Origin of the sequence: Streptomyces sp. NPDC051104, from assembly GCF_040682835.1 — a bacterium.
Taxonomy (GTDB): domain Bacteria; phylum Actinomycetota; class Actinomycetes; order Streptomycetales; family Streptomycetaceae; genus Streptomyces; species Streptomyces cynarae.
This window is the reverse complement of the sequence record NZ_JBFBBS010000007.1, coordinates 220,072-244,360: the sequence shown is the minus strand read 5'-3', so window position 1 is coordinate 244,360 and position 24,289 is coordinate 220,072. Positions and strand designations below refer to the sequence as shown.

Annotated in this window: 18 protein-coding genes and 1 pseudogene; 13 read left to right on the top strand and 6 right to left on the bottom strand. The window is 71.2% G+C overall.

The genetic code is table 11. The features are described 5' to 3' along the window. Positions 1–9 precede the first annotated feature (9 nt). From AB0N14_RS14005 to AB0N14_RS13970, 8 genes and pseudogenes are all read left to right on the top strand, one after another. On the top strand, positions 10–975 hold the full coding sequence (locus AB0N14_RS14005; RefSeq protein ID WP_366025892.1) for an ABC transporter substrate-binding protein: 966 nt from the start codon (positions 10–12) through the stop codon (positions 973–975). A gap of 207 nt (positions 976–1,182) precedes the next feature. Beyond that, positions 1,183–3,621: an FAD-dependent oxidoreductase gene (locus tag AB0N14_RS14000; RefSeq protein ID WP_366025891.1), complete on the top strand. Its 2,439-nt coding sequence runs from the start codon at positions 1,183–1,185 to the stop codon at positions 3,619–3,621. Between the two features lie 22 nt (positions 3,622–3,643). Then, a complete protein-coding gene (locus AB0N14_RS13995; RefSeq protein ID WP_366025890.1) occupies positions 3,644–4,504 on the top strand; it encodes a bifunctional methylenetetrahydrofolate dehydrogenase/methenyltetrahydrofolate cyclohydrolase in 861 nt (286 codons plus the stop codon). Next, positions 4,501–5,787, top strand: a complete 1,287-nt coding sequence (gene glyA / locus AB0N14_RS13990; RefSeq protein WP_366025889.1) for a serine hydroxymethyltransferase — start codon at positions 4,501–4,503, stop codon at positions 5,785–5,787. The genes AB0N14_RS13995 and glyA overlap by 4 nt, the downstream gene beginning before the upstream one ends. Further along, a complete protein-coding gene (locus AB0N14_RS13985; RefSeq protein ID WP_366025888.1) occupies positions 5,784–7,016 on the top strand; it encodes a sarcosine oxidase subunit beta family protein in 1,233 nt (410 codons plus the stop codon). Before glyA ends, AB0N14_RS13985 begins: the two co-directional genes overlap by 4 nt. 11 nt (positions 7,017–7,027) lie before the next feature. Beyond that, entirely contained in the window at positions 7,028–10,336 is a 3,309-nt protein-coding gene (locus AB0N14_RS13980; protein WP_366025887.1) for a sarcosine oxidase subunit alpha family protein, read from the top strand. After that, positions 10,329–10,931 carry a sarcosine oxidase subunit gamma family protein gene (locus AB0N14_RS13975; protein ID WP_366025886.1) on the top strand — a complete coding sequence of 201 codons (603 nt, stop codon included), beginning with the start codon at positions 10,329–10,331 and terminating at the stop codon, positions 10,929–10,931. The genes AB0N14_RS13980 and AB0N14_RS13975 overlap by 8 nt, the downstream gene beginning before the upstream one ends. Before the next feature lie 251 nt (positions 10,932–11,182). Continuing rightward, positions 11,183–12,566: pseudogene (locus AB0N14_RS13970) on the top strand (L-serine ammonia-lyase). 136 nt (positions 12,567–12,702) lie between these two features. Here the strand turns inward: AB0N14_RS13970 and AB0N14_RS13965 are convergent. The 3 genes from AB0N14_RS13965 to AB0N14_RS13955 form a co-directional block, all read right to left on the bottom strand. Then, positions 12,703–12,897 (bottom strand): hypothetical protein, encoded by a 195-nt coding sequence (locus AB0N14_RS13965; RefSeq protein WP_366025885.1) that lies wholly within the window; start codon positions 12,895–12,897, stop codon positions 12,703–12,705. Positions 12,898–12,932: 35 nt separating this feature from the next. Beyond that, on the bottom strand, positions 12,933–13,223 hold the full coding sequence (locus AB0N14_RS13960; protein ID WP_366025884.1) for a hypothetical protein: 291 nt from the start codon (positions 13,221–13,223) through the stop codon (positions 12,933–12,935). A gap of 208 nt (positions 13,224–13,431) precedes the next feature. Beyond that, positions 13,432–14,265: an anti-sigma factor antagonist gene (locus AB0N14_RS13955; protein ID WP_366025883.1), complete on the bottom strand. Its 834-nt coding sequence runs from the start codon at positions 14,263–14,265 to the stop codon at positions 13,432–13,434. 296 nt (positions 14,266–14,561) lie between these two features. Between AB0N14_RS13955 and AB0N14_RS13950 the strand changes: the two genes are divergently transcribed. The 4 genes from AB0N14_RS13950 (at position 14,562) to AB0N14_RS13935 (ending at position 19,674) form a co-directional block, all read left to right on the top strand. Then, on the top strand, positions 14,562–14,891 hold the full coding sequence (locus tag AB0N14_RS13950) for a helix-turn-helix domain-containing protein (protein WP_366025882.1): 330 nt from the start codon (positions 14,562–14,564) through the stop codon (positions 14,889–14,891). Positions 14,892–14,949: 58 nt separating this feature from the next. Further along, positions 14,950–15,981, top strand: a complete 1,032-nt coding sequence (locus tag AB0N14_RS13945) for an SDR family oxidoreductase (protein WP_366025881.1) — start codon at positions 14,950–14,952, stop codon at positions 15,979–15,981. A 115-nt stretch (positions 15,982–16,096) separates the two neighbouring features. After that, a complete protein-coding gene (locus AB0N14_RS13940; protein ID WP_366025880.1) occupies positions 16,097–19,189 on the top strand; it encodes an FAD-linked oxidase C-terminal domain-containing protein in 3,093 nt (1,030 codons plus the stop codon). An 8-nt stretch (positions 19,190–19,197) separates the two neighbouring features. After that, positions 19,198–19,674 (top strand): TIGR00725 family protein, encoded by a 477-nt coding sequence (locus AB0N14_RS13935; RefSeq protein ID WP_366025879.1) that lies wholly within the window; start codon positions 19,198–19,200, stop codon positions 19,672–19,674. A 595-nt stretch (positions 19,675–20,269) separates the two neighbouring features. Here AB0N14_RS13935 and rocD read toward each other — a convergent pair. The 3 genes from rocD to AB0N14_RS13920 all read right to left on the bottom strand — a co-directional run bounded on the left by rocD (position 20,270) and on the right by AB0N14_RS13920 (position 22,948). Further along, a complete protein-coding gene (gene rocD / locus AB0N14_RS13930) occupies positions 20,270–21,490 on the bottom strand; it encodes an ornithine--oxo-acid transaminase (protein ID WP_366025878.1) in 1,221 nt (406 codons plus the stop codon). Then, a complete protein-coding gene (gene ddaH, locus AB0N14_RS13925; protein WP_366025877.1) occupies positions 21,487–22,308 on the bottom strand; it encodes a dimethylargininase in 822 nt (273 codons plus the stop codon). The genes rocD and ddaH overlap by 4 nt, the downstream gene beginning before the upstream one ends. Positions 22,309–22,432: 124 nt before the next feature. Continuing rightward, complete coding sequence (locus tag AB0N14_RS13920; RefSeq protein ID WP_366025876.1) at positions 22,433–22,948, bottom strand: Lrp/AsnC family transcriptional regulator; 516 nt, start codon at positions 22,946–22,948, stop codon at positions 22,433–22,435. Between the two features lie 123 nt (positions 22,949–23,071). Between AB0N14_RS13920 and AB0N14_RS13915 the strand changes: the two genes are divergently transcribed. Then, on the top strand, positions 23,072–24,265 hold the full coding sequence (locus tag AB0N14_RS13915; RefSeq protein ID WP_366025875.1) for an RNA-guided endonuclease TnpB family protein: 1,194 nt from the start codon (positions 23,072–23,074) through the stop codon (positions 24,263–24,265). The last annotated feature ends 24 nt before the right edge of the window (positions 24,266–24,289 follow it).

Genomic DNA, 24,289 nt, shown 5'->3' with positions numbered 1-24,289 from the left:
CACGACACCATGGCAAGACACTGGCGAGCCGGCGCGGCCGGCCTGGCCGTCCTCGGCCTCACCCTCACGGCGTGCGCAGGGGCGAAGGTCGGCGACAACTCCTCCGCGGGCTCGAAGTCCTCCGGCGGCAAGTGCGGCACGTTCAACCTGGCCGTCAACCCGTGGGTGGGCTACGAGGCGGACGCGGCGGTCGTCGCGTACGTCGCGCAGCACGACCTCGGCTGTACGGTCAACAAGAAGGACCTGAAGGAGGAGATCGCCTGGCAGGGCTTCGGGACCGGCGAGGTCGACACCGTCCTGGAGAACTGGGGCCACGACGATCTGAAGAAAAAGTACATCACCGAGCAGAAGACCGCCGTCGAGGCCGGGCAGACGGGCAACAAGGGCATCATCGGCTGGTTCGTGCCGCCGTGGCTGGCCAAGGCGCACCCGGACATCACCGACTGGAAGAACCTCGACAAGTACGCCGACAAGTTCAAGACCTCCGAGTCGGGCGGCAAGGGCCAGCTGTTCGACGGCGACCCGTCCTACGTCACCAACGACGCGGCGCTGGTGAAGAACCTCAAGCTGGACTTCAAGGTGGTGTACGCGGGCAGCGAGACCGCGCTCATCCAGGCGTTCCGGACCGCCGAGAAGAACAAGCAGTGGATGATCGGCTACTTCTACGAGCCGCAGTGGTTCATGTCCGAGGTGCCGCTGGTCAAGGTGAACCTGCCGGCGTACAAGACGGGCTGTGACGCGGATGCGGCCAAGGTGGCGTGCGACTACCCCGTCTACAACCTGGACAAGGTCGTCAGCGCGAGCTTCGCGAAGTCCGGCAGTCCCGCGTACAACCTGGTGAAGAACTTCAACTGGACGAACGACGACCAGAACACCGTGGCCAAGTACATCGCGGTGGACAAGATGTCGGACGACGCGGCGGCCAAGAAGTGGGTCGACGCCAACCGCGACAAGGTCGACGCCTGGCTGAAGTAGCCGAGCCCGGACGAGCAGGTCGAACACGCCCGGCGGGCGGTGCGTTCAGGTGCGCACCGCCCGCCGGGCATTGCCGTGTTTCGGGCTGTTTTCCGACGTCACGGACCCCTTGACACCTCTCCTCGGTGACAGGCACATTGAGTTGCGCAGCCTGAATCGAGTTGCGCAGAAAGCAACTGAACCGGTTTCAAGTTCGGAGGTTGGGCGATGGCGGGACCCCGAGTGGTCATCATCGGAGCGGGCGTCGTGGGAGCGGCCCTCGCCGACGAGATCTCCGCACGCGGCTGGACCGAGGTGACCGTGGTCGACCAGGGCCCCCTCCCGGCCACCGGGGGATCCTCCTCGCACGCCCCGGGCCTCGTCTTCCAGACGAACCCCTCCAAGACCATGACGGAGCTGGCCCGCTACACCGTCGAGAAGTTCTGCTCCCTGGACGTCGACGGCAAGCCCTGCTTCCTCCAGGTCGGCGGCCTGGAAGTGGCGACGACCCCCGAGCGCCTCGCCGAACTCCACCGCCGCCACGGCTGGATCACCGCCTGGGGCATCGAGGCGCGCCTGCTGACCGCCGACGAGTGCGTGGAGCAACACCCGCTGGTCGACCGCGACAAGGTCCTCGGAGGTCTCCTGGTCCCCACCGACGGCCTCGCCAAGGCCGTCCTCGCCGTCGAGGCGCAGGTCCGCCGGGCCACCGGGCGCGGCGTCCGCTTCCTCGCCCGCCACGAAGTCCTCGACGTGCGGCAGAGCGAGGGCCGGGTGACCGGCGTGCTGACCGACCAGGGGGAGATCCCCGCCGACATCGTCGTGTGCTGCGCCGGCATCTGGGGCCCGAAGATCGCCCGCATGGTCGGGATGAACCTGCCGCTCACCCCGCTCGCCCACCAGCTCGCCTGGACCGGCCCGATTCCCGCCCTCGCCGGCCAGACCGAGGAAGCGGTCCGCCCGATCCTGCGCCACCAGGACGCCGACCTCTACTACCGCGACCGCTTCGACGGCATCGGCATCGGCTACTACGGCCACCGCCCCATGCCCGTCTCCGCCGACGACATCCTCTCCGTGGACGAGGCCGAGGAGATGCCCTCGGTCCTGAAGTTCACCGAGGAGGACTTCGAGGACGCCTGGAGCGAGACCCAATCGCTGCTCCCCGCGACCCGCGAGGCCAAGGTCGAGGAGGGCATCAACGGCCTGTTCTCCTTCACCACCGATGGCTACCCGCTGCTGGGTGAGTCCCCGGACGTCAAGGGCTTCTGGGTCGCGGAGGCCGTGTGGGTCACCCACTCCGCAGGCGTCGGCCGGGCCGTCGCCGAATGGCTCGTCGACGGCTACTGCTCCTCCTTCGACCTGCACGAGTGCGACGTCAACCGCTTCGAGCCGCACCAGCTCTCCCCGGAGTACGTCCTGGCCCGGGACTGCCAGAACTTCGTCGAGGTCTACGACATCCTCCACCCCCTCCAGCCTTCGGGTAGGCCGCGCCCGATCCGCACCAGCCCCTTCTACGCCCGCCAGCAGGAACACGGCGCGTTCTTCCTGGAGGCGAACGGCTGGGAGCGCCCCCAGTGGTACGAGTCCAACGCGCATCTGGTCGAGGGGCGCTCCGTCCCCACGCCCAACGACTGGGCCGCGCAGTACTGGTCGCCCGTCGTCGGCGCCGAGGCCCAGGTCACCCGAGAGACGGTCGCCCTGTACGACATGACGGCCCTCAAGCGCCTGGAGGTCAGCGGCCCCGGTGCGGCCGACTTCCTGGAGGGCCTCGTCACCGGCAAGGTCGCCAAGTCCGTCGGCTCGGTGACGTACACCCTGCTTCTGGACCACGACGGCGGCATCCGCAGCGACATCACCGTCGCCCGCCTGGCCCGCGACCTCTTCCAGGTCGGCGCCAACGGCAACCCGGACCTCGACTGGTTCACCCGCCACCTCCCCGCCGACGGCACGGTCCAGGTCCGCGACATCACCGCCGGCACCTGCTGCATCGGCCTGTGGGGCCCGCTGGCGCGCAAGGTGCTCCAGCCCCTCACCGACGAGGACTTCTCGGGCGACGGCCTGAAGTACTTCCGCGCCAAGCGCGCCCACATCGGCTCCGTCCCCGTCACCGCGATGCGCCTGAGTTACGTCGGCGAGCTGGGCTGGGAGCTGTACACCACCGCCGACCTGGGCCAGAAGCTGTGGGACACCCTGTGGGCGGCGGCGGAACCGCTGGGCGGCATCGTCGCCGGCCGCGGCGCCTTCAACAGCCTGCGCCTGGAGAAGGGCTACCGCTCCTTCGGCACCGACATGACCTACGAGCACGACCCCTACGAGGCCGGCGTCGGCTTCGCCGTCAAGCTCGACAAGGGCGACTTCATCGGCAAGGCCGCACTGGAGCGCCGCAAGGGGGACGTACGGCGGAAGCTGACCTGCCTCACCATCGACGACCCGCACTCGGTCGTCATGGGCAAGGAGCCGGTGTACGACGGCGACCGTGCCGTGGGCTACGTCACCAGCGCCGCCTACGGCTACACGATCGGCAAGGGCATCGCCTACGCCTGGCTGCCGGCCGAGCTCGCCACTCCCGGCACCACGGTCCACATCGGCTACTTCGACCAGCGCGTCGAGGCGGTCGTCGTCGAGGAGCCCCTGTTCGACCCGACCATGTCCCGACTTCGTGGCTGACCGTGGGGAAGAGGTATCGCCGGTGACCGCACAACTGCTCGACGGCAAGGCGACCGCAGCCGCCATCCGTCGCGAACTCGCCGAGCGCGTGGCCAAGTCGACCGCCACGACCGGCCGCCCGCCGGGTCTCGGCACGGTCCTGGTCGGCGACGACCCGGGCAGCCACGCCTATGTCGCAGGAAAGCACCGCGACTGCTCGCAGATCGGAGTCGCCTCCCTCCGCCGGGAGCTGCCCGCCGACGCCACCCAGCAGCAGGTCGAGGACGTCATCGACGAACTCAACGCCGACCCCGCCTGCACCGGCTACATCGTGCAACTCCCGCTGCCGCGCCACCTGGACTCGGGCGCCGTACTGGAGCGCACGGACCCCGCCAAGGACGCCGACGGACTGCACCCCGTCAACCTCGGCCGGCTCGTCCTCGGCGTCGACGCGCCCCTGCCCTGCACCCCGCGCGGCATCGTCGAACTGCTCCGCCGGTACGAGGTCCCGCTCGCCGGAGCGCGCGTGTGCGTGATCGGCCGAGGCATCACGGTCGGACGGCCGATCGGGCTCCTGCTCACCCGGAGGTCCGAGAACGCCACCGTGACCCTGTGCCACACCGGAACCAAGGGACTGGCCTGGCACGTACGCGAGGCGGACATCGTCGTCGCCGCGGCCGGATCGCCCGGACTGATCACCAAGGACATGCTGCGCCCCGGCGCGGCCGTCCTGGACGTCGGCATCACCCGCACCGAGCACGGGCTCGTCGGCGACGTCCACCCGGAGGCCGCCCAGGTCGCCGGATGGCTCGCGCCGATGCCCGGGGGAGTGGGACCCATGACCCGGGCGATGCTGCTCGCCAACGTCGTCGAGGCCGCCGAGAGGAACGCGAACACCGTATGAACGTGCTGAACACCCCGCTGGCGGAGCTGGACCCCGAGGTCCACGCCGCCCTTGGCGCCGAGCTGCACCGCCAGCAGTCCACCCTCGAGATGATCGCCTCCGAGAACTTCGCGCCCTCCGCCGTCATGGAGGCCCAGGGCTCGGTCGCGACCAACAAGTACGCGGAGGGCTACCCAGGCCGCCGCTACTACGGCGGCTGCGAACACGTCGACGTCACCGAACGCCTGGCCATCGAGCGCGTCAAGTCCCTGTTCGGCGCGGGCTTCGCCAACGTGCAGCCCCACTCGGGCGCGCAGGCGAACACGGCGGTCTTCTTCGCCCTCCTCCAGCCGGGCGACACCATCCTCGGTCTCGACCTCGCGCACGGCGGTCACCTCACCCACGGCATGCGCATCAACTACAGCGGCAAGATGCTGAGCGTCGTGCCGTACCACGTCTCCGAGGCGGACAACCTCGTCGACATGGACGAGGTGGAGCGGCTCGCCAAGGAACACCGCCCCAAGATGATCATCGCGGGGTGGTCGGCGTACCCGAGGCAGCTGGACTTCGCGGTCTTCCGCCGCATCGCCGACGAGGTCGGTGCCCTCCTCATGGTCGACATGGCGCACTTCGCCGGCCTGGTCGCCGCCGGACTGCACCCCAGCCCCGTCCCGCACGCGCACGTGGTCACCACCACCACGCACAAGACGCTCGGCGGTCCCCGCGGCGGAGTGATCCTCACCAACGACGCCGACCTCGCCAAGAAGATCAACTCGGCGGTGTTCCCCGGCATGCAGGGCGGCCCCCTGGAGCACGTCATCGCAGCGAAGGCGGTCTCCTTCAAGGTCGCCGCATCGCCAGAGTTCGCCGAGCGCCAGGCCCGCACACTGACCGGCGCCCGCATCCTCGCCGAGCGCCTCACACAGCCCGACGCGGCCGCCGCCGGAGTGAAGGTGCTGACGGGCGGCACGGACGTCCACCTCGTCCTCGTCGACCTGCGTGAGTCCGAACTCGACGGCAGGCGCGCCGAGGACCTGCTGCACGAGATCGGCATCACCGTCAACCGCAACGCTGTCCCCTTCGACCCGCGCCCGCCCATGGTCACCTCCGGCCTGCGCATCGGCACCCCGGCGCTCGCCACCCGGGGCTTCACCGAGGAGGACTTCGCGGAGGTCGCCGAGGTGATCGCGCTCGCCCTCGAGCCCGAGCCGGACGTGGCCGCGCTGCGCGCCCGCACAGCGGCCCTGGCCGCCAAGCACCCGCTCTACCCGCACCTTTCCGGTCCTTCAGGAGACGCCCGATGAGCCCCCGCACCCCCGGCGCCGACCTCCCCGACCACCCCGACCGGCTCTGGCGCACCCCCGAGCCCAAGCGGTCGTACGACGTGGTGATCGTGGGCGGCGGCGGACACGGCCTGGCCACCGCCCACTACCTGGCGAAGAACCACGGCATCACCAACGTGGCGGTCCTGGAGAAGGGCTGGCTCGCGGGCGGCAACATGGCGCGCAACACCACGATCATCCGCTCCAACTACCTGTGGGACGAGAGCGCCGGCATCTACGAGCACGCCCTCAAACTCTGGGAGGGACTGGAGGAGGAGCTCGACTACCCGATCCTCTTCTCCCAGCGCGGCGTGCTGAACCTCGCCCACAGCCTGCAGGACGTCCGGGACAGCGTGCGCCGTGTCGAGGCCAACCGGCTCAACGGCGTCGACGCCGAGTGGCTCGACGCGCAAGCGGTCAAAGAGGTCTGCCCGATCGTCAACACCTCACCCGACGTGCGCTACCCGGTCCTCGGCGGCACCTACCAGCCGCGCGCAGGCATCGCCAAGCACGACTACGTGGCCTGGGGCTTCGCCCGCTCCGTGGACGCCGCCGGCATCGACATCATCCAGAACTGCGAGGTCACCGGCCTCGACGTGGTCGGCGGCCGGGTGGTCGGCGTGCAGACCACGCTCGGCCCGATCGCGGCGGGCAAGGTGGCCCTGTGCTCCGCCGGCCACACCTCGGTCCTCGCCGCCATGGCAGGCATCGAACTCCCGCTCCAGAGCCACCCGTTGCAGGCCCTGGTCTCCGAACTCCTGGAGCCGGTGCACCCGACGGTCGTCATGTCCAACGCCGTCCACGTGTACGTCAGCCAGGCCCACAAGGGCGAGCTGGTCATGGGCGCCGGCATCGACGCGTACAACTCCTACACCCAGCGCGGCGCGTTCCACATCATCGAGGAGCAGATGTCCGCCGCCCTGGAACTCTTCCCGGTCTTCGCCCGCGCCCACGTGCTGCGCACCTGGGGCGGCATCGTCGACGTCAGCCCGGACGCCTCGCCCATCGTCGGCCTCACCCCGGTCGACAACCTCTACCTCAACTGCGGCTGGGGAACGGGCGGCTTCAAGGCCACCCCGGGGGTCGGCTGGGTCTACGCCCACACCATCGCCCACGACACGCCCCACCCCCTGAACGCCCCCTTCTCGCTCGACCGTTTCACCACCGGCGCGCTCGTCGACGAGCACGGCGCGGCCGCGGTGGCCCACTAGGGAGCCGAACCATGCTGCTCATTTCCTGCCCGTGGTGCGGGCCCCGTGACGAGGCCGAGTTCCACTACGGTGGCCAGGCCCATGTGCCCTACCCCGAGGACCCCGCGGCCCTCACCGACGAGGAGTGGGCGCGCTACCTGTTCTTCCGCGCAAACCCGAAGGGCCCGTTCGCCGAACGGTGGAGCCATGCGGCGGGCTGCCGCAAGTGGTTCAACGCGGTACGGGACACGGCGACGAACGAGATCCTGGCGGTGTACCGGGCGGGGGAGCCACGTCCGGAATCGGCTGGGCTGCGTCCGGCTACGACGGGGCCGCGTCCGGTTACTGCACCGCCGCGTCCGGTCACCATCGAGTCAGGATCGGCACAACCAGCCCGTCTGGGGGTGCCCCCTCTGGGGGAGTTTGAGCCCGAAGGGCGATCCGGGGGTCCGGGGGCGGAGCCCCTGCCACGCGGCGGCAGCCGCACGTCGGGTACAGCGGGAAGGGGCGGAGCGGGGGAGAACAACCAGCCGTTCCGTCTCCCCACCCGCGGCCGAGTCGACCGAGGCACCCCCCTCACCTTTGTCTTCGACGGCACCGAATACCAGGGCTACCGCGGCGACACCCTCGCCTCCGCCCTCCTCGCCAACGGCGTCATCGCGGCAGCGACCAGCATCAAACTCGGCCGACCGAGAGGCATCTTCTCGGCCGGCGTCGAAGAACCCAACGCGGTCGTCCAGATCGAGGCCCCCTTCCCCGAGCCCATGCTCCCCGCCACGACCGTCGAGCTCTACGACGGCCTCGTCGCGAGCAGCCTCCCCGGCCAGGGCCGCCTCGCCACCGAACCCGACCCCGCCCGCTACGACGCCGTGCACGCCCACTGCGACCTGCTGGTCGTCGGCGCAGGCCCCGCCGGCCTCGCAGCCGCAGCGGCGGCGGCGAACAGTGGCGCCCGCGTCATCCTCGCCGACGACCAGCCCGAACTCGGCGGCAGCCTGCTCGGCTCCGGCGAACACCTCGACTGGGTGCAGGCGACGCGCGCTCAACTCGAGGCCGCTCCCGAGGTACGCGTCCTGCGCCGCACCACCGTCTTCGGCCACTACGACGACAACCACCTCCTCGCCGTCGAGCGCCGCACCAACCACCTCGGCGCCGAGGCCCCGGACCACGTCTCCCGCGAGCGGGTCTGGCGGATCCGCGCCCGCCGCGTGGTCCTCGCGACCGGTGCCCACGAGCGTTCGCTGGCGTTCGGCGACAACGACCGCCCCGGCGTGATGCTGGCCGCCTCGGCCCGGACGTACCTCCACAAGTACGCCGTTCTGCCCGGCCGTCGCGCGGTCGTGTTCACCACCAACGACAGCGCCTACGCCGCCGCACTCGACCTGGCGGCGGCGGGAGTGGGCATCGCGGCGATCGTCGACACCCGGCCCGAGCCGGGGGACTGTGCCGAGCTCGCCCGCACCGCCGGGATCGAGGTGCTGGCCGGACACGCGGTCACCGGCACCGAGGGCGGGGCCCGCCTCACCGCCGTGACGGTCGCCCCGTACGGGGAGTCCGCAGGGCAACGGGAGTTCGCCGTCGACCTGCTCCTGGTCTCCGGCGGCTGGAACCCGGTGGCGCACCTGTTCAGCCAGGCGGGCGGCAAGCTCCGCCACGACGAGGCACTCGGCACGTTCGTTCCCGACAGCTGCCGTCAGGCGGTGGAGGTCGCGGGCAGTGCGAGCGGGGCCTTCGACCTCGCCACGGCTCTCGCGCAGGGCGCGGCCGCCGGCACCCGAGCGGTCGAGGCGGAGGGCTACACCGCCGAGGCGCCCGCCCTCCCGGCCGTGGCCGCCCAGCCGCACACTCCGCCCATGCAGGTCTTCACCGTCCCCACCTCCACCGGCGCCCCCCGTTTCGTCGACCTCCAACGCGACGTGACAGTCGACGACTTGGCGCGCGCCACGGGGGCGGGCCTGCGCTCGGTGGAGCACACCAAGCGCTACACCACGGCCGGCACCGGGGGCGACCAGGGCAGGACGGCCGGCGTCCTGGCGAGCGGCGTCGTCGCCGAACTCCTCGGCGTGGACATCTCGGCGCTCGGCCTGCCCACGTTCCGGCCGCCGTTCAGCCCCGTCTCCTTCGCCACCCTCGCCGGGCGCGACCGCGGTCCGCTGCACGACCCGATCCGCACCACCGCCCTGCACGCATGGCATGTCGAGCACGGCGCGCTCTTCGAGAACGTCGGCCAGTGGAAGCGGCCCTGGTACTACCCGCAGGACGGCGAGGACATGGAGACCGCCGTACTGCGCGAGTGCCGCGCCGCCCGCGAGGGCGTGGCCTTCATGGACGCCTCCACCCTCGGCAAGATCGACGTGCAGGGCCCGGACGCCGCGCTCTTCCTCGACCGGCTCTACACCAACATGATGAGCACCCTGAAGGTCGGCATGATCCGCTACGGCGTGATGTGCCGTCTGGACGGCATGGTCTTCGACGACGGCACGGTCATCCGGCTCGCGCAGGACCGCTTCCTGGTCACCACGACCACCGGCAACGCGGCCGCCGTCCTGGACTGGATGGAGGAGTGGCTCCAGACCGAGTGGCCCGAACTGCGCGTCCACTGCACCTCGGTCACCGAGCAGTGGGCGACCGTGGCCCTCGTCGGCCCCCGCTCCCGCGAGGTCCTGGGTGCGCTCGCGCCCCAACTGGCCGTGAGCAACGACGACTTCCCGTTCATGGCGTGGCGTGAGACGACCGTCGCCGGCATCGACGCGCGCGTGTGCCGGATCAGCTTCTCCGGCGAACTCGCCTACGAGATCAACGTGTCGCCCTGGGACGCCCTCGCCCTGTGGGAGGCGCTGTACGAGGCCGGCGCCCCGTACGGCATCACCCCGTACGGCACCGAGACCATGCACGTCCTGCGCGCCGAGAAGGGCTACCCGATCATCGGCCAGGACACCGACGGGACGGTCACCCCGCAGGACCTCGGCATGGGCTGGGCGGTGTCGAAGAAGAAGCCGGACTTCATCGGCAAGCGCTCCTACGCCCGCGCCGACACCGTGCGCCCCGACCGCAAACACCTCGTCGGCCTCCTCCCCGAGGATCCGGCCGCCTTCCTCCCCGAGGGCACCCACCTGGTCGCCGACAGCGAACTGCCCGCCCCGCCCGTCCCGATGCTCGGTCACGTCACCTCCAGCTACCGCAGCGCGGCGCTCGGCCGGACCTTCGCACTCGCCCTGATCAAGGGCGGCCGCGACCGCATCGGGGAACGCCTCTACGCGCCGGTCGGCGACCGGCTGGTCCCGGTGACCGTCGCCAACCCCGTCCTCTACGACCCCGAGGGAGCCCGCCGCGATGGCTGACACCGTCCTGACCGCACGGCAGCGCAGCCCCCTGGCGCACGCCGCCGACCGCCTGGCCGCCGCGACGCGCTCCTCCGGGGGCGCCGTCCGCCTGGCCGAACTCCCCTTCCTGGCCCAGGTGAGCGTCCGCCTCGACGCCAAGAGCCCGGCGGCGGACGCCGTGGGTCTCGCCCTGGGGTTCCAGCTGCCCCTGGAGCCGAACACCGTGGTACGGGCCGGCGACCTGACCTCGGTGTGGCTCGGTCCCGACGAATGGCTGCTGGTGGGCCCGCCGGGAACCCAGCGGGAACTGGAGGGCCGGATCCGTGCGGCGGCCGGGGACGAACCCGTCTCCGTCACCGACGTCTCCGCCCAGCGCACCACCCTCCTGGTCGCCGGACCCCGCGCCCGCGACCTGCTGTCCCACGGCTGCGCGCTGGACCTGCACCCGCGCGCCTTCGGCCCCGGTCGCTGCGCCCAGACGACGCTGGCGCGCACGCAGGTCGTCCTGGTCGCCCGCGACGAAGCCAGGGCCGGCTTCTGGGTACTGGTGCGCTCCTCCTTCGCCGGCTACCTGACGGACTGGCTGCTGGACGCGGCCGTGGAATACGGGTGAGCGGCCCGGGACGGCGGTAAGGGGTGACCTGGCGGTGCCAGGCCGTCTCGGGCAGGCGGCCTGGCACCGCCGCGGCATGCGTGCGGACCGCCCGGCTGCCCGCCTGTTCGAACCATGAGGACAAGAAGGGCTCACAGCCGTTTCGGCACCCGGGAGAAGCACCCGCTCCACCCAGGCCCGTAACCGACAACCTCCCGCAGGGGCGCGCCCGTGACATCTCGGCACGCCTCTCCCACCCCACGGAGTATGGCGTGGCAATCAGCGTCTTCGACCTGTTCTCCAACGGCATCGGCCCGTCCAGCTCGCACACCGTCGGCCCGATGCGCGCGGCCGGGATGTTCGCCGCCCGGCTGAAGAAGGACGGCCTGCTCGCCCAGACCGCCGCGGTGCGGGCGGAACTGTTCGGCTCCCTCGGTGCCACCGGGCACGGCCACGGCACCCCCAAGGCCGTGCTGCTCGGCCTGGAGGGCAACGAGCCGCACACGGTCGACGTCGCCCAGGCCGAGCTGGACATCGAGCGGATCCGCACCACCGGGCGCATTCGCCTCCTCGGTGCCGAGATCGGCGCCGCCCACGAGATCGACTTCGACGTCTCGAACCAGCTGGTCCTGCACCGTCGGCGCGCGCTGTCGTACCACGCCAACGGCATGATCCTCTTCGCCTACGACGCCGACGGACTGCCGCTGCTGGAGAAGACGTACTACTCGGTCGGCGGCGGCTTCGTGGTCGACGAGGACGCCATCGGGGCGGACCGGATCAAGCTCGACGACACGGTGCTGCCCCACCCGTTCCGCACGGGGGACGAGCTGCTGCGGCTCTCCCGGGAGACCGGCCTGTCGATCTCCGCGCTGATGCTGGAGAACGAGAAGGCCTGGCGCACGGAGGAGGAGATCCGTGCGGGTCTGCTGGAGATCTGGCGCGTCATGGAGGGCTGTGTCTCCCGCGGCCTGTCCCGCGAGGGCATCCTCCCCGGCGGCCTGAAGGTCCGCCGGCGGGCCGCGGCGGCGGCCCGGGCGCTGCGCAGCGAGGGCGACCCCGCGGCCCGCGCGATGGAGTGGGTGACCCTGTACGCCATGGCGGTGAACGAGGAGAACGCCGCAGGCGGCCGGGTCGTCACCGCCCCGACGAACGGCGCGGCGGGCATCGTCCCCGCCGTTCTGCACTACTACCTCACCCTCGTGCCCGGCGCGGACGAGGACGGGATCGTCCGCTTCCTGCTCGCGGCGGGTGCCATCGGCATGCTCTTCAAGGAGAACGCGTCGATCTCCGGCGCCGAGGTCGGCTGCCAGGGCGAGGTCGGCTCGGCCTGCTCGATGGCCGCCGGCGGCCTCGCCGAGGTGCTGGGCGGCAGCCCGGAGCAGGTGGAGAACGCCGCCGAGATCGGCATGGAGCACAACCTCGGCCTGACCTGCGACCCCGTCGGCGGCCTGGTCCAGATCCCCTGCATCGAGCGCAACGGCATGGCGGCGGTCAAGGCCGTGACAAGCCGCCCGGATGGCCCTGCGCGGCGACGGCCGGCATCACGTCTCCCTCGACAAGGTCATCAAGACCATGAAGGAGACCGGAGCCGACATGAAGGTCAAGTACAAGGAGACCGCCCGCGGCGGCCTCGCCGTCAAAGTCATCGAGTGCTGAGGGGAGGCTGTCGGAGCGGGAAAGGGGCCGCAGCCGTGCTCATCGACACCTTCTGCCGCGTCGCCACCGACCTGAGGGTCGTCCCGCCGGCCATGCGGTGTTCGAAGGGGGAGCGGTCACACCGCGGGAACGGCCCTTACAGATAGTCGTCCTCTCCCTGGTCGAAGAGCTCTGGGTAGGTGGACTCGTCGTCCGCCCGACGGCCGCTCTGCTGCTCGAGCCGGTGCTGACGCTCCTGGCGTGCCTGTTCCTGGGCGCCGAGGGTTTCCTCGGTCATGTCCCTGAGGTGGCCGGAGTCATCCGCGTACCGGCCATGCTCTCGGTCGGTCATATCGGTTCACTCCCGTCATATCGATGAATGTCATCTTATGTCTCTTCCTCCATGCGGATCGATTCCTTGAGCTCTCTCAGGGCACGGCTGTCCCTGTCCTCGTTCATGTCCAGCAGAGCGCGTGCGATGGCGTCGAGCTTGCGCTGGGTGGCGTGTTCCGCCCGCATCTCCGAGTCCTTGAGCAGGGCGAGGAGGAGAAGGGTGACCGCGGTCATCGACTCCCCGGCGAGCAGGAGCAGCTCCAGGGGCAGGTGCGCGGCGTGCGCGGCGGTGAAGAAGCCGACGAAGGCCAGGCAGATCAGGAAGAAGAGTGGAGAGCTCGTCAAGTTGGAGGCCCTCTCCGCCAGTTCCTCGAACATCCCGCGTTGGGGCCGCCGCGGTGGGCGGGACTCTTGAAGGTCATGGGGGAAGGCTTACCCTGCCGCTGTTTCCGGGGCGGTGCGCGTACCGCCGACGGGTGGTCGCACCCCGTGGCGTGCACCCGGGCGGGGGAACCGCACCCCCCCCGAACCGCACCCCACCGCGCGGCGGACCTCAGTCCGTGGAATGCGCGCCCGAGGGCTCCTTGAGCGCGGTGACCGCGGCCGCCAGCTCCTGACGCAGCGGGCCGGGCGGAGCGTCGCCGTTGACGGCCGCCACCAGGTCCTCGGCGACGTTGTGCAACTTCGTGTTGGTCTTCTGGGAGACGGTGACCAGGACGTCCCAGGCGTCCTGCGGGGTCAGCGCGAAGGACGCCATCAGCACCCCCCGGGCCAGGTCGATCACCGGCCGCGTCTGCATGGCCCGCCTGAGCTGGACCAGCTCGATGTGCAGGTCCCGCTCGCTCGCCGGGTCCAGGTCCCGGTCGGGGGCCAGGTCCTGGGCGATGTGCGGGTCCCGGTCGGTGTCCTCGGGCCGCTCCTCCAGCCGCGGAGGGCCGTGCCGCTGCGGGATCCGCCCGTCCTGGCCGTCTCCGGCGGCCGTACCGGCGGTGGGGGAGGTGTCGAACAGGGCTCGGGTGCCGGTCAGCGACAGCAGCCTGTCCACGGAGGGGCCGATGGGGCCGAGCGTGAGCGTCTTGGCGTCCGCCAGGGCCTGGCGGCGGGCGCTCAGCAGCACGTTGAGGCCGGAGCAGTCGCAGAAGTCCACACCGCCGAGATCCACGTCGACACCTCTCACCGAGCGCCGTACGGCCTCCCGCAGGGCGTCCTGCAGAGCCTGCTCGGTGTCGATGTCCAGCTCACCGGACACCACCACGGCCACCCGGTCCCCGTCCTGGTGGGTCTCGACCCGCAGGCTCGGGGGCAGGAGGTGCTGCGGCGGGTGCGCCCAGGTCACCCGGACGTCACCGTCAGCGCTGTCGGGCTCGGGAAGTACGCGCTCGACCATGGCAGCCTCCCGAGCTCGCCCATACCGCGCCCCCCGGACCCAGGTGTCCGGCAGTTCGCGTCGGGCGCGCGACGCATGGCACCGCGCCTCGCCGTTGTCGGATCTTCCGCGTACGCCCAGTACGCGGAAGATCCTGCGCCTTGCGATGCACCGCACCAGACGCCTCGCGCTGATCCGGCGCGAACTGACGGACACCCCCTAGCCAGCCTCTGCCCGCCCCAGGTCATATGTCAAGGGATACACGAATTGGAATTCACCTTTTTGTATTCGCGAATCGCGGCGCCTACTCTCTATGCATGGGTGGAGTGCGGGAGCCGCATATGGGATGGACGTTCCTCACCAACCACGCACGCGTGCTGGCGGCCATCGCCGACGACCAGAGTGTCCGCATCCGTGACATCGCGGCCCACTGCCGGCTGACGGAACGTGCCGTTCAGAAGATCATCGCCGATCTCGAGCAGGACGGCTATCTGACGCACACCCGCGAGGGGCGCAGCAACACGTACCACATCCAGCCGGGCACGCCGCTGCGCCACCCCGCGGAGGCCAGCCTCACAGTCGCCGAGCTGCTCGCCCTCCTCGTCCGTCAGGACGCCGAACACAGCAGGCGGCGCCAGCAGCAGTAACGCCCCTCACCGTGGGTACTCGCAGGTCTCGGTCACCGGTCACCGAGAGGAGCCCGAAGTGAGCACCGAAGCAGGCAGGAAGATCGTGGTCACGGGGGCCACCGGCAATGTGGGCACCAGCCTCGTGCGGCTGCTCGCCGAGGATCCGGCCGTCGCGAGCGTACGGGGCCTGGCGCGCCGCATCCCCGACCTCGGCCCGGACCGCGTGGAGTGGTCGCAGGTGGACCTCGCGGCGAAGGACGTCGACCTGCTACGGGAGTTCCGGGGCGCCGACGCGGTGGTGCACCTGGCGTGGGCGTTCCAGCCGACGCACGATCCGGTCGCGACCTGGCGGACCAACGTGCTCGGCAGCATCCGGGTCTTCGAAGCCGTCGCCGCCACCGCGACGGTGCCCACACTGGTGCACGCCTCCTCCGTGGGGGCCTACTCCCCGGGGCCCAAGAACCGCTCCGTGGACGAGTCCTGGCCCACGCACGGCTGGCCCGACGCCGCCTACACCCGGGAGAAGGCCTATCTGGAGCGGTATCTCGACACCTTCGAGTTCCGGCACCCCGGGATCCGCGTCGTACGGATGCGGCCCGCGTTCCTGTTCAAACGCGAATCGGCGAGCGAACAGCGGCGCATCTTCGGCGGAAAGTTCCTGCCCGGACCGCTGGCCCGCCCCGAACTGCTGCCCTTCCTGCCGGACATTCAGGGGCTCCGCGTGCAGGCCCTGCACACCGACGACGCGGCCCGCGCCTACCAGCTCGCCATCCACACCGAGGTCCGGGGCGCCTTCAACCTGGCCGCCGATCCGCCCCTCGACGCCGAGATCCTGGGCGAGCTGCTCGGATCCCGCCCCGTACGGCTGCCGCGCACGGCCGCACGGTCGGCGATCGCCGCGGCCTGGGGGCTGCGGCTGCTGCCCGCCTCCCCCCACCTCTTCGACGCCGTCCTGAGGCTGCCGCTCATGGACTGCACCCGCGCGCGCACCGTGCTCGGCTGGCAGCCGCGGCGGACGGCTACCGAGGTGCTGGAGGAGTTCCTTCACGGGCTTCAGGAGGGCGCCGGCGCCCCGACGGCACCGCTGCAGGGCCGCAAGGTCGGCTGACACCCCCGGTGGGGTCACCGAGGGCCCACAGGTCGCCCATGTGCGCCCGTTTGGGCGGCACGGATCGCGAAACTCCCTTGCATAGTCCACGGTGCAGGAAAGGCGGTCTCGATCGATGGCCCTGACATCCCGCAACGACACGGCCCCGGCCCTCGGCCGGGCGGGAGCCGAGCTCGATGTGGCCGGGCTGGAGGCGGCGCTGCACAGCGCCGTGGACGGGGAGATCCGGTTCGACGCGGGCACCAGGGGCGCGTACTCCACGGACGGCTCCAACTACCGCCAGGTCCCCATCGGCGTCGTCGTCCCGCGCGGTGTGGAGGCGGGTGCCCGGGCGGTCGAAGTGTGTGCGCGGTTCGGCGCGCCCGTCCTGTCCCGGGGCGGCGGCACCAGCCTGGCCGGCCAGACGACCAACACGGCCGTCGTCATCGACTGGACCAAGTACTGCGACGCCCTGGTGTCGGTCGACCCCGACGCCCGCACCTGCGTCGTGGAGCCCGGGCTGGTCCTGGACGAGCTCAACCGCAAGCTCGCCGACCACGGCCTCCAGTTCGGGCCCAAACCGTCCACGCACAGCCACTGCGCGCTCGGCGGCATGATCGGCAACAACTCGTGCGGGGCGTCGGCGCAGGCGTACGGCAAGACCGTGGACAACGTACGCCGTCTGGAAGTCCTCACCTACGACGGGACCCGCATGTGGGTGGGGCCGACCTCGAAGGCCGAGCGGGTGCAGATCGCTGCCGAGGGCGGACGCCGGGCGGAGATCTACGACGGTCTCGACCGCATCGTCACCGAGTACCTGGCGGACATCCGCCAGGGCTTCCCGAAGATCCCGCGCCGCGTCTCCGGATACAACCTGGACTCCCTGCTCCCGGAGAACGGCTTCGACGTCGCCAAGGCCCTGGTCGGCAGCGAGGGAACCCTGGTGACGGTGCTGCGCGCCGAACTCGACCTGGTCCCCGTGCCCCGCTACCAGTCGCTGCTCGTCCTCGGATACGAGGACATCTGCGCCGCCGCCGACGACGTCCCCGACCTCCTCGAGCACTGCTCACCCAGCCAGCTCGAGGCCCTGGACGGGCGGATGGCACAGCTGATGCGCGAGGAGCACGCCTACCTGGAGTCCCTCAACTCCCTCCCGGAGGGGGACAGCTGGCTGCTGCTGCAGTTCAGCGGCGACAGCCAGGAGGAGGTCGACGAGAAGGCGCACGCGCTGCTGCGCGCGGTCGGCCGGAGCGAGAAGGAACCCACCGTCGCGTTCTCCGACGACCCCGAGCGCGAGCAGCGGATGCTCAAGGCCCGGGAGGCCGGACTCGGCGTCACCGCGCGGCCCCCGGACGACCGCGAGACCTGGGAGGGCTGGGAGGACTCCGCCGTCCCACCCGCCCGCCTCGGCGACTACCTGCGCGATCTCATGGGGCTGTTCCAGGAGTTCGACTACGACCACCCCTCGCTGTACGGGCACTTCGGGCAGGGCTGTGTGCACACCCGTATCCCGTTCGGGCTGAAGACCGCCGAGGGCGTGGCCGGCTTCCGCCGCTTCCTGGAGCGCGCCGCCGACCTCGTGGCCTCCTACGGCGGCTCCCTGTCGGGCGAGCACGGGGACGGCCAGTCCCGGGGCGAGCTGCTGACCCGCATGTTCGGCGAGCGGCTCGTGGCCGCGTTCGGGGAACTCAAGACGCTCTTCGACCCGCACAACCGGATGAACCCCGGCAAGGTCGTCGACCCCAACCCCGTCGACGGCCAGCTGCGGCTCGGCCCCGCCTGGCGGCCCGCCACCCTGGACTCGCACTTCGGCTACCCGGAGGACGAACACTCCTTCACCCGTGCCGTGCTGCGCTGCGTCGGAATCGGCAACTGCCGCAGCCACCACGGCGGGGTGATGTGCCCGTCCTACCGGGCCACCAAGGAGGAGGAGCACTCCACGCGCGGCCGGGCGCGGCTGCTGTTCGAGATGCTCGACGGCCACGCGGCCTCCGCCGTGACCGACGGCTGGCGCTCCACCGAGGTCCGCGACGCCCTGGACCTGTGCCTGGCGTGCAAGGGGTGCAAGTCGGACTGCCCGACCGGCGTCGACATGGCCACCTACAAGGCCGAGTTCCTCGCCCACCACTACGCGGGCAGGCCCCGCCCGGCCGCCCACTACTCCATGGGCTGGTTGCCCCTGTGGGCCCGGCTCTCCCGCCTCGCCCAGCCGGTCGTCAACAGCCTGCTGCACGCGCCCGGACTGGCCGCCGCCGGCAAACGGCTGGCCGGCGTCGACGGCGAGCGCCAGGCCCCCGTGTTCGCCGAGGAGTCCTTCCTGCAGTGGTGGCGGGCGCGCGGCAGCGAGGAGCCGGAGCCCGGCGACGAGCGGGCCGTGGTGCTGTGGCCCGACACCTTCAGCACCTACTTCCACCCCTCGATCGCGAAGTCCGCGGTGCGGGTCCTCGAGGACGCCGGCTTCCGGGTCGCCGTACCCTCCAGGCCCGTCTGCTGCGGACTGACCTGGATCTCCACCGGTCAGCTCCCGGTGGCGAAGAAGGTCCTGCGGCACTCGCTCGACGTCCTGCGCCCGTGGATCGAGGCCGGCACCCCCGTCATCGGCCTCGAACCGTCCTGCACCGCCGTGTTCCGGGCCGATGCGCCCGAACTGATGCCCGCCGACCAGGACGTGCAGCGCCTGGCCGGGCAGTTCCGCACCTTCGCCGAACACCTCGTCCACCACGCCCCCGACGACTGGCGGCCGCCCGCCCTGGCCCGGCAGGCGACCGTGCAGACCCACTGCCACCAGCACGCGATCATGAAGTTCGAGGCCGACCAGGCACTGATGCGGCGGGCCCACCTCGACGCCGAGGTCCTCGACGAGGGCTGCTGCGGGCTCGCCGGCAACTTCGGGTTCGAGCGGGGCCACCACGAGGTGTCCATGGCCGTCGCGGAACAGGGCGTCCTGCCCTCCGTGCGCGGGGCCGCCCCGTCCGGTCTGGTCCTCGCGGACGGCTTCAGCTGCCGCACCCAGATCGAGCAGGGCGGTACGGGCCGCCGGGCCCTGCACCTGGCCGAGGCGCTGGCCCTGGGTCTGGACGGACCCCTGCCCGCGGAGCTTCCCGAGCGGCTGGCGCAGCGCCCCGAGCCGCCCTCACGCGTCGGCGCCTGGGCGACGACGGCCGTCGCCGCTGCCGTGGCGACGGCCCCCGTGGCGGCGCTCGCCCGCCGTCTGAGGCGGCGTACCTGAGCGCGGCCATGGCGGTACAGGTGGCGGTGTGCGGGCCCGCGCAGTGCGGGGAGAGCGAGCGGGCCCTCGCGTACGGGGTGGGTCGGCTGCTGGCGGAGCGCGGGGCCGTGGTGATCTGCGGCGGGCACGGCGGGGTGATGGCCGCGGTGGCGGCGGGTGCCCGGTCGCGCGACGGCGTCGTCGTCGGGGTGCTGCCCGGGGCCGACCGTACCGGCGCCGGGCCGGACCTGAGCGTCGCGATCGCCACCGGCCTCGGGCAGGCGCGCAACAGCGTCATCGTGCACAGCGGGGACGCCGTCATCGTGATCGGCGGCTCCTGGGGCACGCTCTCGGAACTGGCCCTGGCGATGCGCCGGGGCGGCGTGCCCGTGGTCCAACTCGGCGACGGCTGGCGCCTCGTGGACGCCGACGGGCGGGAGGTGCGGGGGGTACGGTACGCGCGGACGCCGACGGAGGCGCTGGACGTGACGGGACTCTGGCCCTGACCGACACCGGTTCCGCCCCCGCCGCCCCTGCCCTTCCCGTCCCCAGGGGCTCCGCCCCTTCCACCCCGGCGGGGCTCCGCCCCCGGCATCCCGGCGGGGACTGCGTCCGCTGGACCCCTCGGGGGGCTCCGCCCCGGGCATCCCGGCGGGGACTGCGTCCGCTGGACCCCTCGGGGGGCTCCGCCCCGGGCATCCCGGCGGGGACTGCGTCCCCTGCACCCACGCGGGGCTCCGCCCCCGGCACCCCGCTGGGGCTCCGCCCCGGGACCCCGGCGGGGACTGCGTCCGCTGGACCCCTCGCGGGGCTCCGCCCCCGGCACCCCGCTGGGGCTCCGCCCCAGACCCCTTCGGGGGCCGGTCCCCGGACCCCCGCTCCTCAAACGCCGGAGAGGCTGAATTTCCGGGGCTGATGTGTCAGCGCCGGGTCGGCATCGTTCAGCCCGTCTGGGGTTCCCCCTGCTCGAAGAGCTTGGGGGAGTTCGGGGAGTTTGAGGACGAGGCCGTCAGGCCGACAGCGGGGGTCTGGGGACGCAGCCCCCAGGGACGGGAAGGGCAGGGGCGGCGGGGGCGGATCACAGTCGGTGTGGCGCCGTGCTCAAGCGGCCAGTACCTTCTCCAGAGCCCCGAGCGCCGACCGCAGCTCCTCCTCCGTGATCGTCAGCGGCGGCGCCAGGCGGATCGTCGAGCCGTGGGTGTCCTTGACCAGGATCCCCTCCACCATCAGGCGTTCGCTGATCTCGCGTCCCGTGCCGATCGTGGGGTCGACGTCCACGCCCGCCCACAGCCCGCGCGAGCGGAAGCCCACGACGCCTTTGCCGACGAGCGAGGTGAGCCCGTCCCGCAGCACCACACCCAACTCGGCCGCCCGCAGCTGGAAGTGCCCCGTCTTCAGCAGCCCGACGACCGCGGAACCGACCGCCGCGGCCAGCGGGTTGCCGCCGAACGTCGATCCGTGCTCACCGGGCCGCAGCACCCCGAGCACCTCCCGGCGCGCCACGACCGCCGACACCGGCACGATCCCGCCGCCGAGCGCCTTGCCGAGCAGCAGCACGTCCGGCAGGACGCCCTCATGCTCCACGGCCAGCGTGCGGCCGGTACGCCCGAGACCCGACTGGATCTCGTCCGCGATGAACAGGCACCCGGCGCGGCGGGTCAGCTCACGGACCCCGGTGAGGTAGCCCTCGTCGGGGATGACCACACCCGCCTCGCCCTGGATCGGCTCGATCAGCACGGCCGCCGTCGTCTCGTCGACCGCCGCCTGAAGCGCCGCCAGGTCGTTGTACGGGACGATCCGGAAACCCGGCGTGAACGGCCCGAATCCCGCCCGCGCCGTCTCGTCCGTGGAGAAGCTGACGATCGTCGTCGTACGGCCGTGGAAGTTCCCGGCCGCCACCACGATCGTCGCCCGGTCGGCCGGCACGCCCTTGACCTCGTACGCCCACTTCCGGGCCACCTTGACGGCGCCCTCCACCGCCTCGGCGCCGGTGTTCATCGGCAGCACCATGTCCAGGCCCGTCAACTCCGCAAGCGACTCCGCGAACTCGGCAAGCTGGTCGTTGTGGAAGGCCCGCGAGGTGAGCGTCAGCCGGTCCAGCTGACGGTGCGCCGCCTCGATCAGCACCGGGTTGCGGTGACCGAAGTTGAGGGCCGAGTACCCGGCGAGCATGTCGAGGTAGCGGCGGCCCTCCACGTCCTCCACCCAGGTGCCCTCGGCGCGGGCGACGACCACCGGCAGCGGGTGGTAGTTGTGGGCGAGGACGGGCTCCTCGGCCTGGATCAACTCGGCGGACGAACGCGTACGGGCGGGTGCGGTCATGAACGGTTCTCCCGGATCTCCTGGGTGCAGCACTTGATGCCTCCGCCGGCCTTGTGGAACTCGGACAGGTCGACGGGGACGGGGTCGTAACCCTGGTCGGCGAGGCGTGAGGCCAGCGCCTCGGCCTTCGGCGCGATGAAGACATGGCGCCCGTCGGAGACGGAGTTCAGCCCGAACGCCATCGCGTCCTCGTGCGTCGCGAGCACCGCGTCCGGGAACAGCCGCGCCAGCACCTCCCGGCTGCCCGGCGAGAACGCCTCCGGGTAGTACACGACGTTGTCGTCGTCGAGGACGAACAGCGCGGTGTCCAGGTGGTAGAAGTACGGGTTCACCAACGTCAGGCTGATCACCGGGTGGCCGAAGAACTCCTGCGCCTCACGGTGCGCCTCCCGGGTCGTACGGAACCCGGTGCCGGCCAGCAGGTACCGGCCCGTCCACACCAGATCGCCCTCGCCCTCGCAGACGGACTCGGGGCGGTGGACGTCGTAACCGGCCGCCTTGAACCATGTCTCGTAGTGGAAGGACTCGGGGCGGCGCTCGGGCGCGTGGAAGAGCGAGCCGAAGACCCGGCCGTCGACGACGACCGCCGAGTTCGCGGCGAACACCATGTCCGGCAGACCGGGGGCCGGGTCCACGGCGTCGACGGCGTGGCCGTGGGCGCGGTAGGCGCGGATCAGCCCCTGCCACTGCTCACGGGCCAGATCCACGTCGACCGCGGTGTCGGGATGCATCCACGGGTTGATCGCGTACTGCACGGCGAAGTGTCTGGGTTCGCAGACGAGGAAGCGCCGCCGGCGCGGCACACGGCTGTCAGGCACAGAGGGGTTCCTCGGTTTCCTGGAGTGTCGACTGAGGGCTGACACCAAGGTAGGAAGCGGCGGATACGGACGACAAGCAACGAGAGCTGCGTGTTCGCGCAGCAATGCTGCGTCTTGGAGCCGGTCAGCGCACGTCTGCTGCGTCGCCCGCGGCGGCGTCGGGCGCGGCCTGGGTCGCGCCCGCCTCAGGGCTGTCCGGGAGGAGGTGGGACAGCACCATCACGCTGATCGTCTTCCGGATGAACGGCTCCGCGCGGATGCGCTCCAGCACCTCCTCGAAGTGCTCGACGTCCCTCGCCCGCACGTGCAGCAGCGCGTCCGCGCCGCCGGTCACCGTCATCGCCGCCGTGATCTCCGGATGGTTGCGCACCACCTCCGCCAGGCGCCGGGGCGGCGCCGCGCCCTCGCAGTACACCTCGACGTACGCCTCCGTGCGCCAGCCCAGCGCCGACGGCCTCACCGTGGCCGTGAACCCGGTGATCACACCCGTCTCGCGCAGCCGGTCCACCCGGCGCTTGACCGCCGTGGACGACAGGCCGATGGCCGCGCCGATCTCGGCGAAACTGGTCCTGGCGTTCGCCATCAGAGCGGTGATGATCTTCCGGTCGAGCTCGTCGAACGATGCCGGCCTGCTGTTCACCTGGAACCTCCGAGGAAACCCCGTTCTCAGGCGGGGAAGAAACGGGGCTTGTGCGGAGTGAGCAGCCGCATCGCCGCCACTCTCATCCCGGATTTCACAATTGGAAATGCTAGTTTGTGAGGTATGATCACGCACGTGAAGCGGGCGTTCAAGTACCGCTTCCATCCGACCGATGCGCAGGCCGCCGAGCTGTCGCGGACGTTCGGGTGCGTGCGCAAGGTCTACAACATGGCGCTCCAGGCGCGCACGGAGGCGTGGACGCTGCGGGCCGAGCGGATCAACTACAACGCGACGTCGGCGATGCTGACGGCGTGGAAGAAGACCGAGGAACTCGCCTACCTGGGCGACGTCTCCTCCGTCCCTCTCCAACAGGCCTTGCGGCACTTGCAGGCGGCCTTCACGGCGTTCTTCGGCAAGCGGGCCGAGTATCCGCGGTTCAAGTCGAAGAAAAAATCCCGCAGAACAGCTGAGTACACCACCAGCGCGTTCCGGTTCTGTGATGGGAAGCTGACCCTGGCGAAGATGAGCGAGCCGCTCGACATCGTCTGGTCCCGTCCCCTGCCCGAGGGGGCACAGCCGTCCATGGTGACCGTCTCTCAGGATCCGGCCGGGCGTTGGTACGTGTCCCTTCTGGTCGAAGACCCCAACGTCAAGCCGCTCCCCACCAAGGACACGGCCGTCGGCGTGGACGCGGGACGCAACCACCTGCTGACCCTGTCCACCGGGGAGAAGATCACCAACCCCCGGCACGAACGGCGAGACCGCACCCAATTGGCCAGGGCCCAGCGGGAGCTGTCCCGAAAGGCCAACGGGTCGACGAACCGGGAGAAGGCGCGCAGGAAGGTCGCCCGCATCCACGCGCGCATCGCCGACCGGCGACGCGACCATCTGCACAAGCTCACCACTCGACTCGTTCGTGAAAACCAAACGATCGTGATCGAGGACCTCACCGTTCGCAACCTGCTCAAGAACGGCAGGCTCGCCCGCGCCATCTCCGACGCGGCGTGGAGCGAGTTCCGCAGCATGCTGGAGTACAAGGCCCAGTGGTACGGCCGTGAGGTGATCGCGGTCGACCGCTGGTTTCCCTCCTCCAAGCTGTGCTCGAGCTGCGGGCGACTGCAGGGCACAATGCCGCTACACGTCCGCACCTGGACGTGTGACTGCGGCGTCACCCATGACCGCGACAGGAACGCGGCGAAGAATCTTCTGGCCGCCGGGCTGGCGGTGTCGGCCTGTGGAGCCGGTGTAAGACCTCAACGGAGCACTCCGGGCGGGCAATCGGCGACGAAGCAGGAAACCCCACGGCGCGAGCCGTAGGAATCCCTCTCCTTCAGCAGGGGG

Bases quoted from the DNA above. Each gene is read 5' to 3' on its own strand.
- AB0N14_RS14005 (WP_366025892.1), top strand. From the start codon at position 10: ATGGCAAGACACTGGCGAGCCGGCGCGGCCGGCCTGGCCGTCCTCGGC.
- AB0N14_RS14000 (WP_366025891.1), top strand. From the start codon at position 1,183: ATGGCGGGACCCCGAGTGGTCATCATCGGAGCGGGCGTCGTGGGAGCG.
- glyA (WP_366025889.1), top strand. From the start codon at position 4,501: ATGAACGTGCTGAACACCCCGCTGGCGGAGCTGGACCCCGAGGTCCAC.
- AB0N14_RS13985 (WP_366025888.1), top strand. From the start codon at position 5,784: ATGAGCCCCCGCACCCCCGGCGCCGACCTCCCCGACCACCCCGACCGG.
- AB0N14_RS13980 (WP_366025887.1), top strand. From the start codon at position 7,028: ATGCTGCTCATTTCCTGCCCGTGGTGCGGGCCCCGTGACGAGGCCGAG.
- AB0N14_RS13975 (WP_366025886.1), top strand. From the start codon at position 10,329: ATGGCTGACACCGTCCTGACCGCACGGCAGCGCAGCCCCCTGGCGCAC.
- AB0N14_RS13965 (WP_366025885.1), bottom strand. From the start codon at position 12,897: ATGACCGACCGAGAGCATGGCCGGTACGCGGATGACTCCGGCCACCTC.
- AB0N14_RS13955 (WP_366025883.1), bottom strand. From the start codon at position 14,265: ATGGTCGAGCGCGTACTTCCCGAGCCCGACAGCGCTGACGGTGACGTC.
- AB0N14_RS13950 (WP_366025882.1), top strand. From the start codon at position 14,562: ATGGGTGGAGTGCGGGAGCCGCATATGGGATGGACGTTCCTCACCAAC.
- AB0N14_RS13940 (WP_366025880.1), top strand. From the start codon at position 16,097: ATGGCCCTGACATCCCGCAACGACACGGCCCCGGCCCTCGGCCGGGCG.
- AB0N14_RS13935 (WP_366025879.1), top strand. From the start codon at position 19,198: ATGGCGGTACAGGTGGCGGTGTGCGGGCCCGCGCAGTGCGGGGAGAGC.
- rocD (WP_366025878.1), bottom strand. From the start codon at position 21,490: ATGACCGCACCCGCCCGTACGCGTTCGTCCGCCGAGTTGATCCAGGCC.
- AB0N14_RS13915 (WP_366025875.1), top strand. From the start codon at position 23,072: ATGATCACGCACGTGAAGCGGGCGTTCAAGTACCGCTTCCATCCGACC.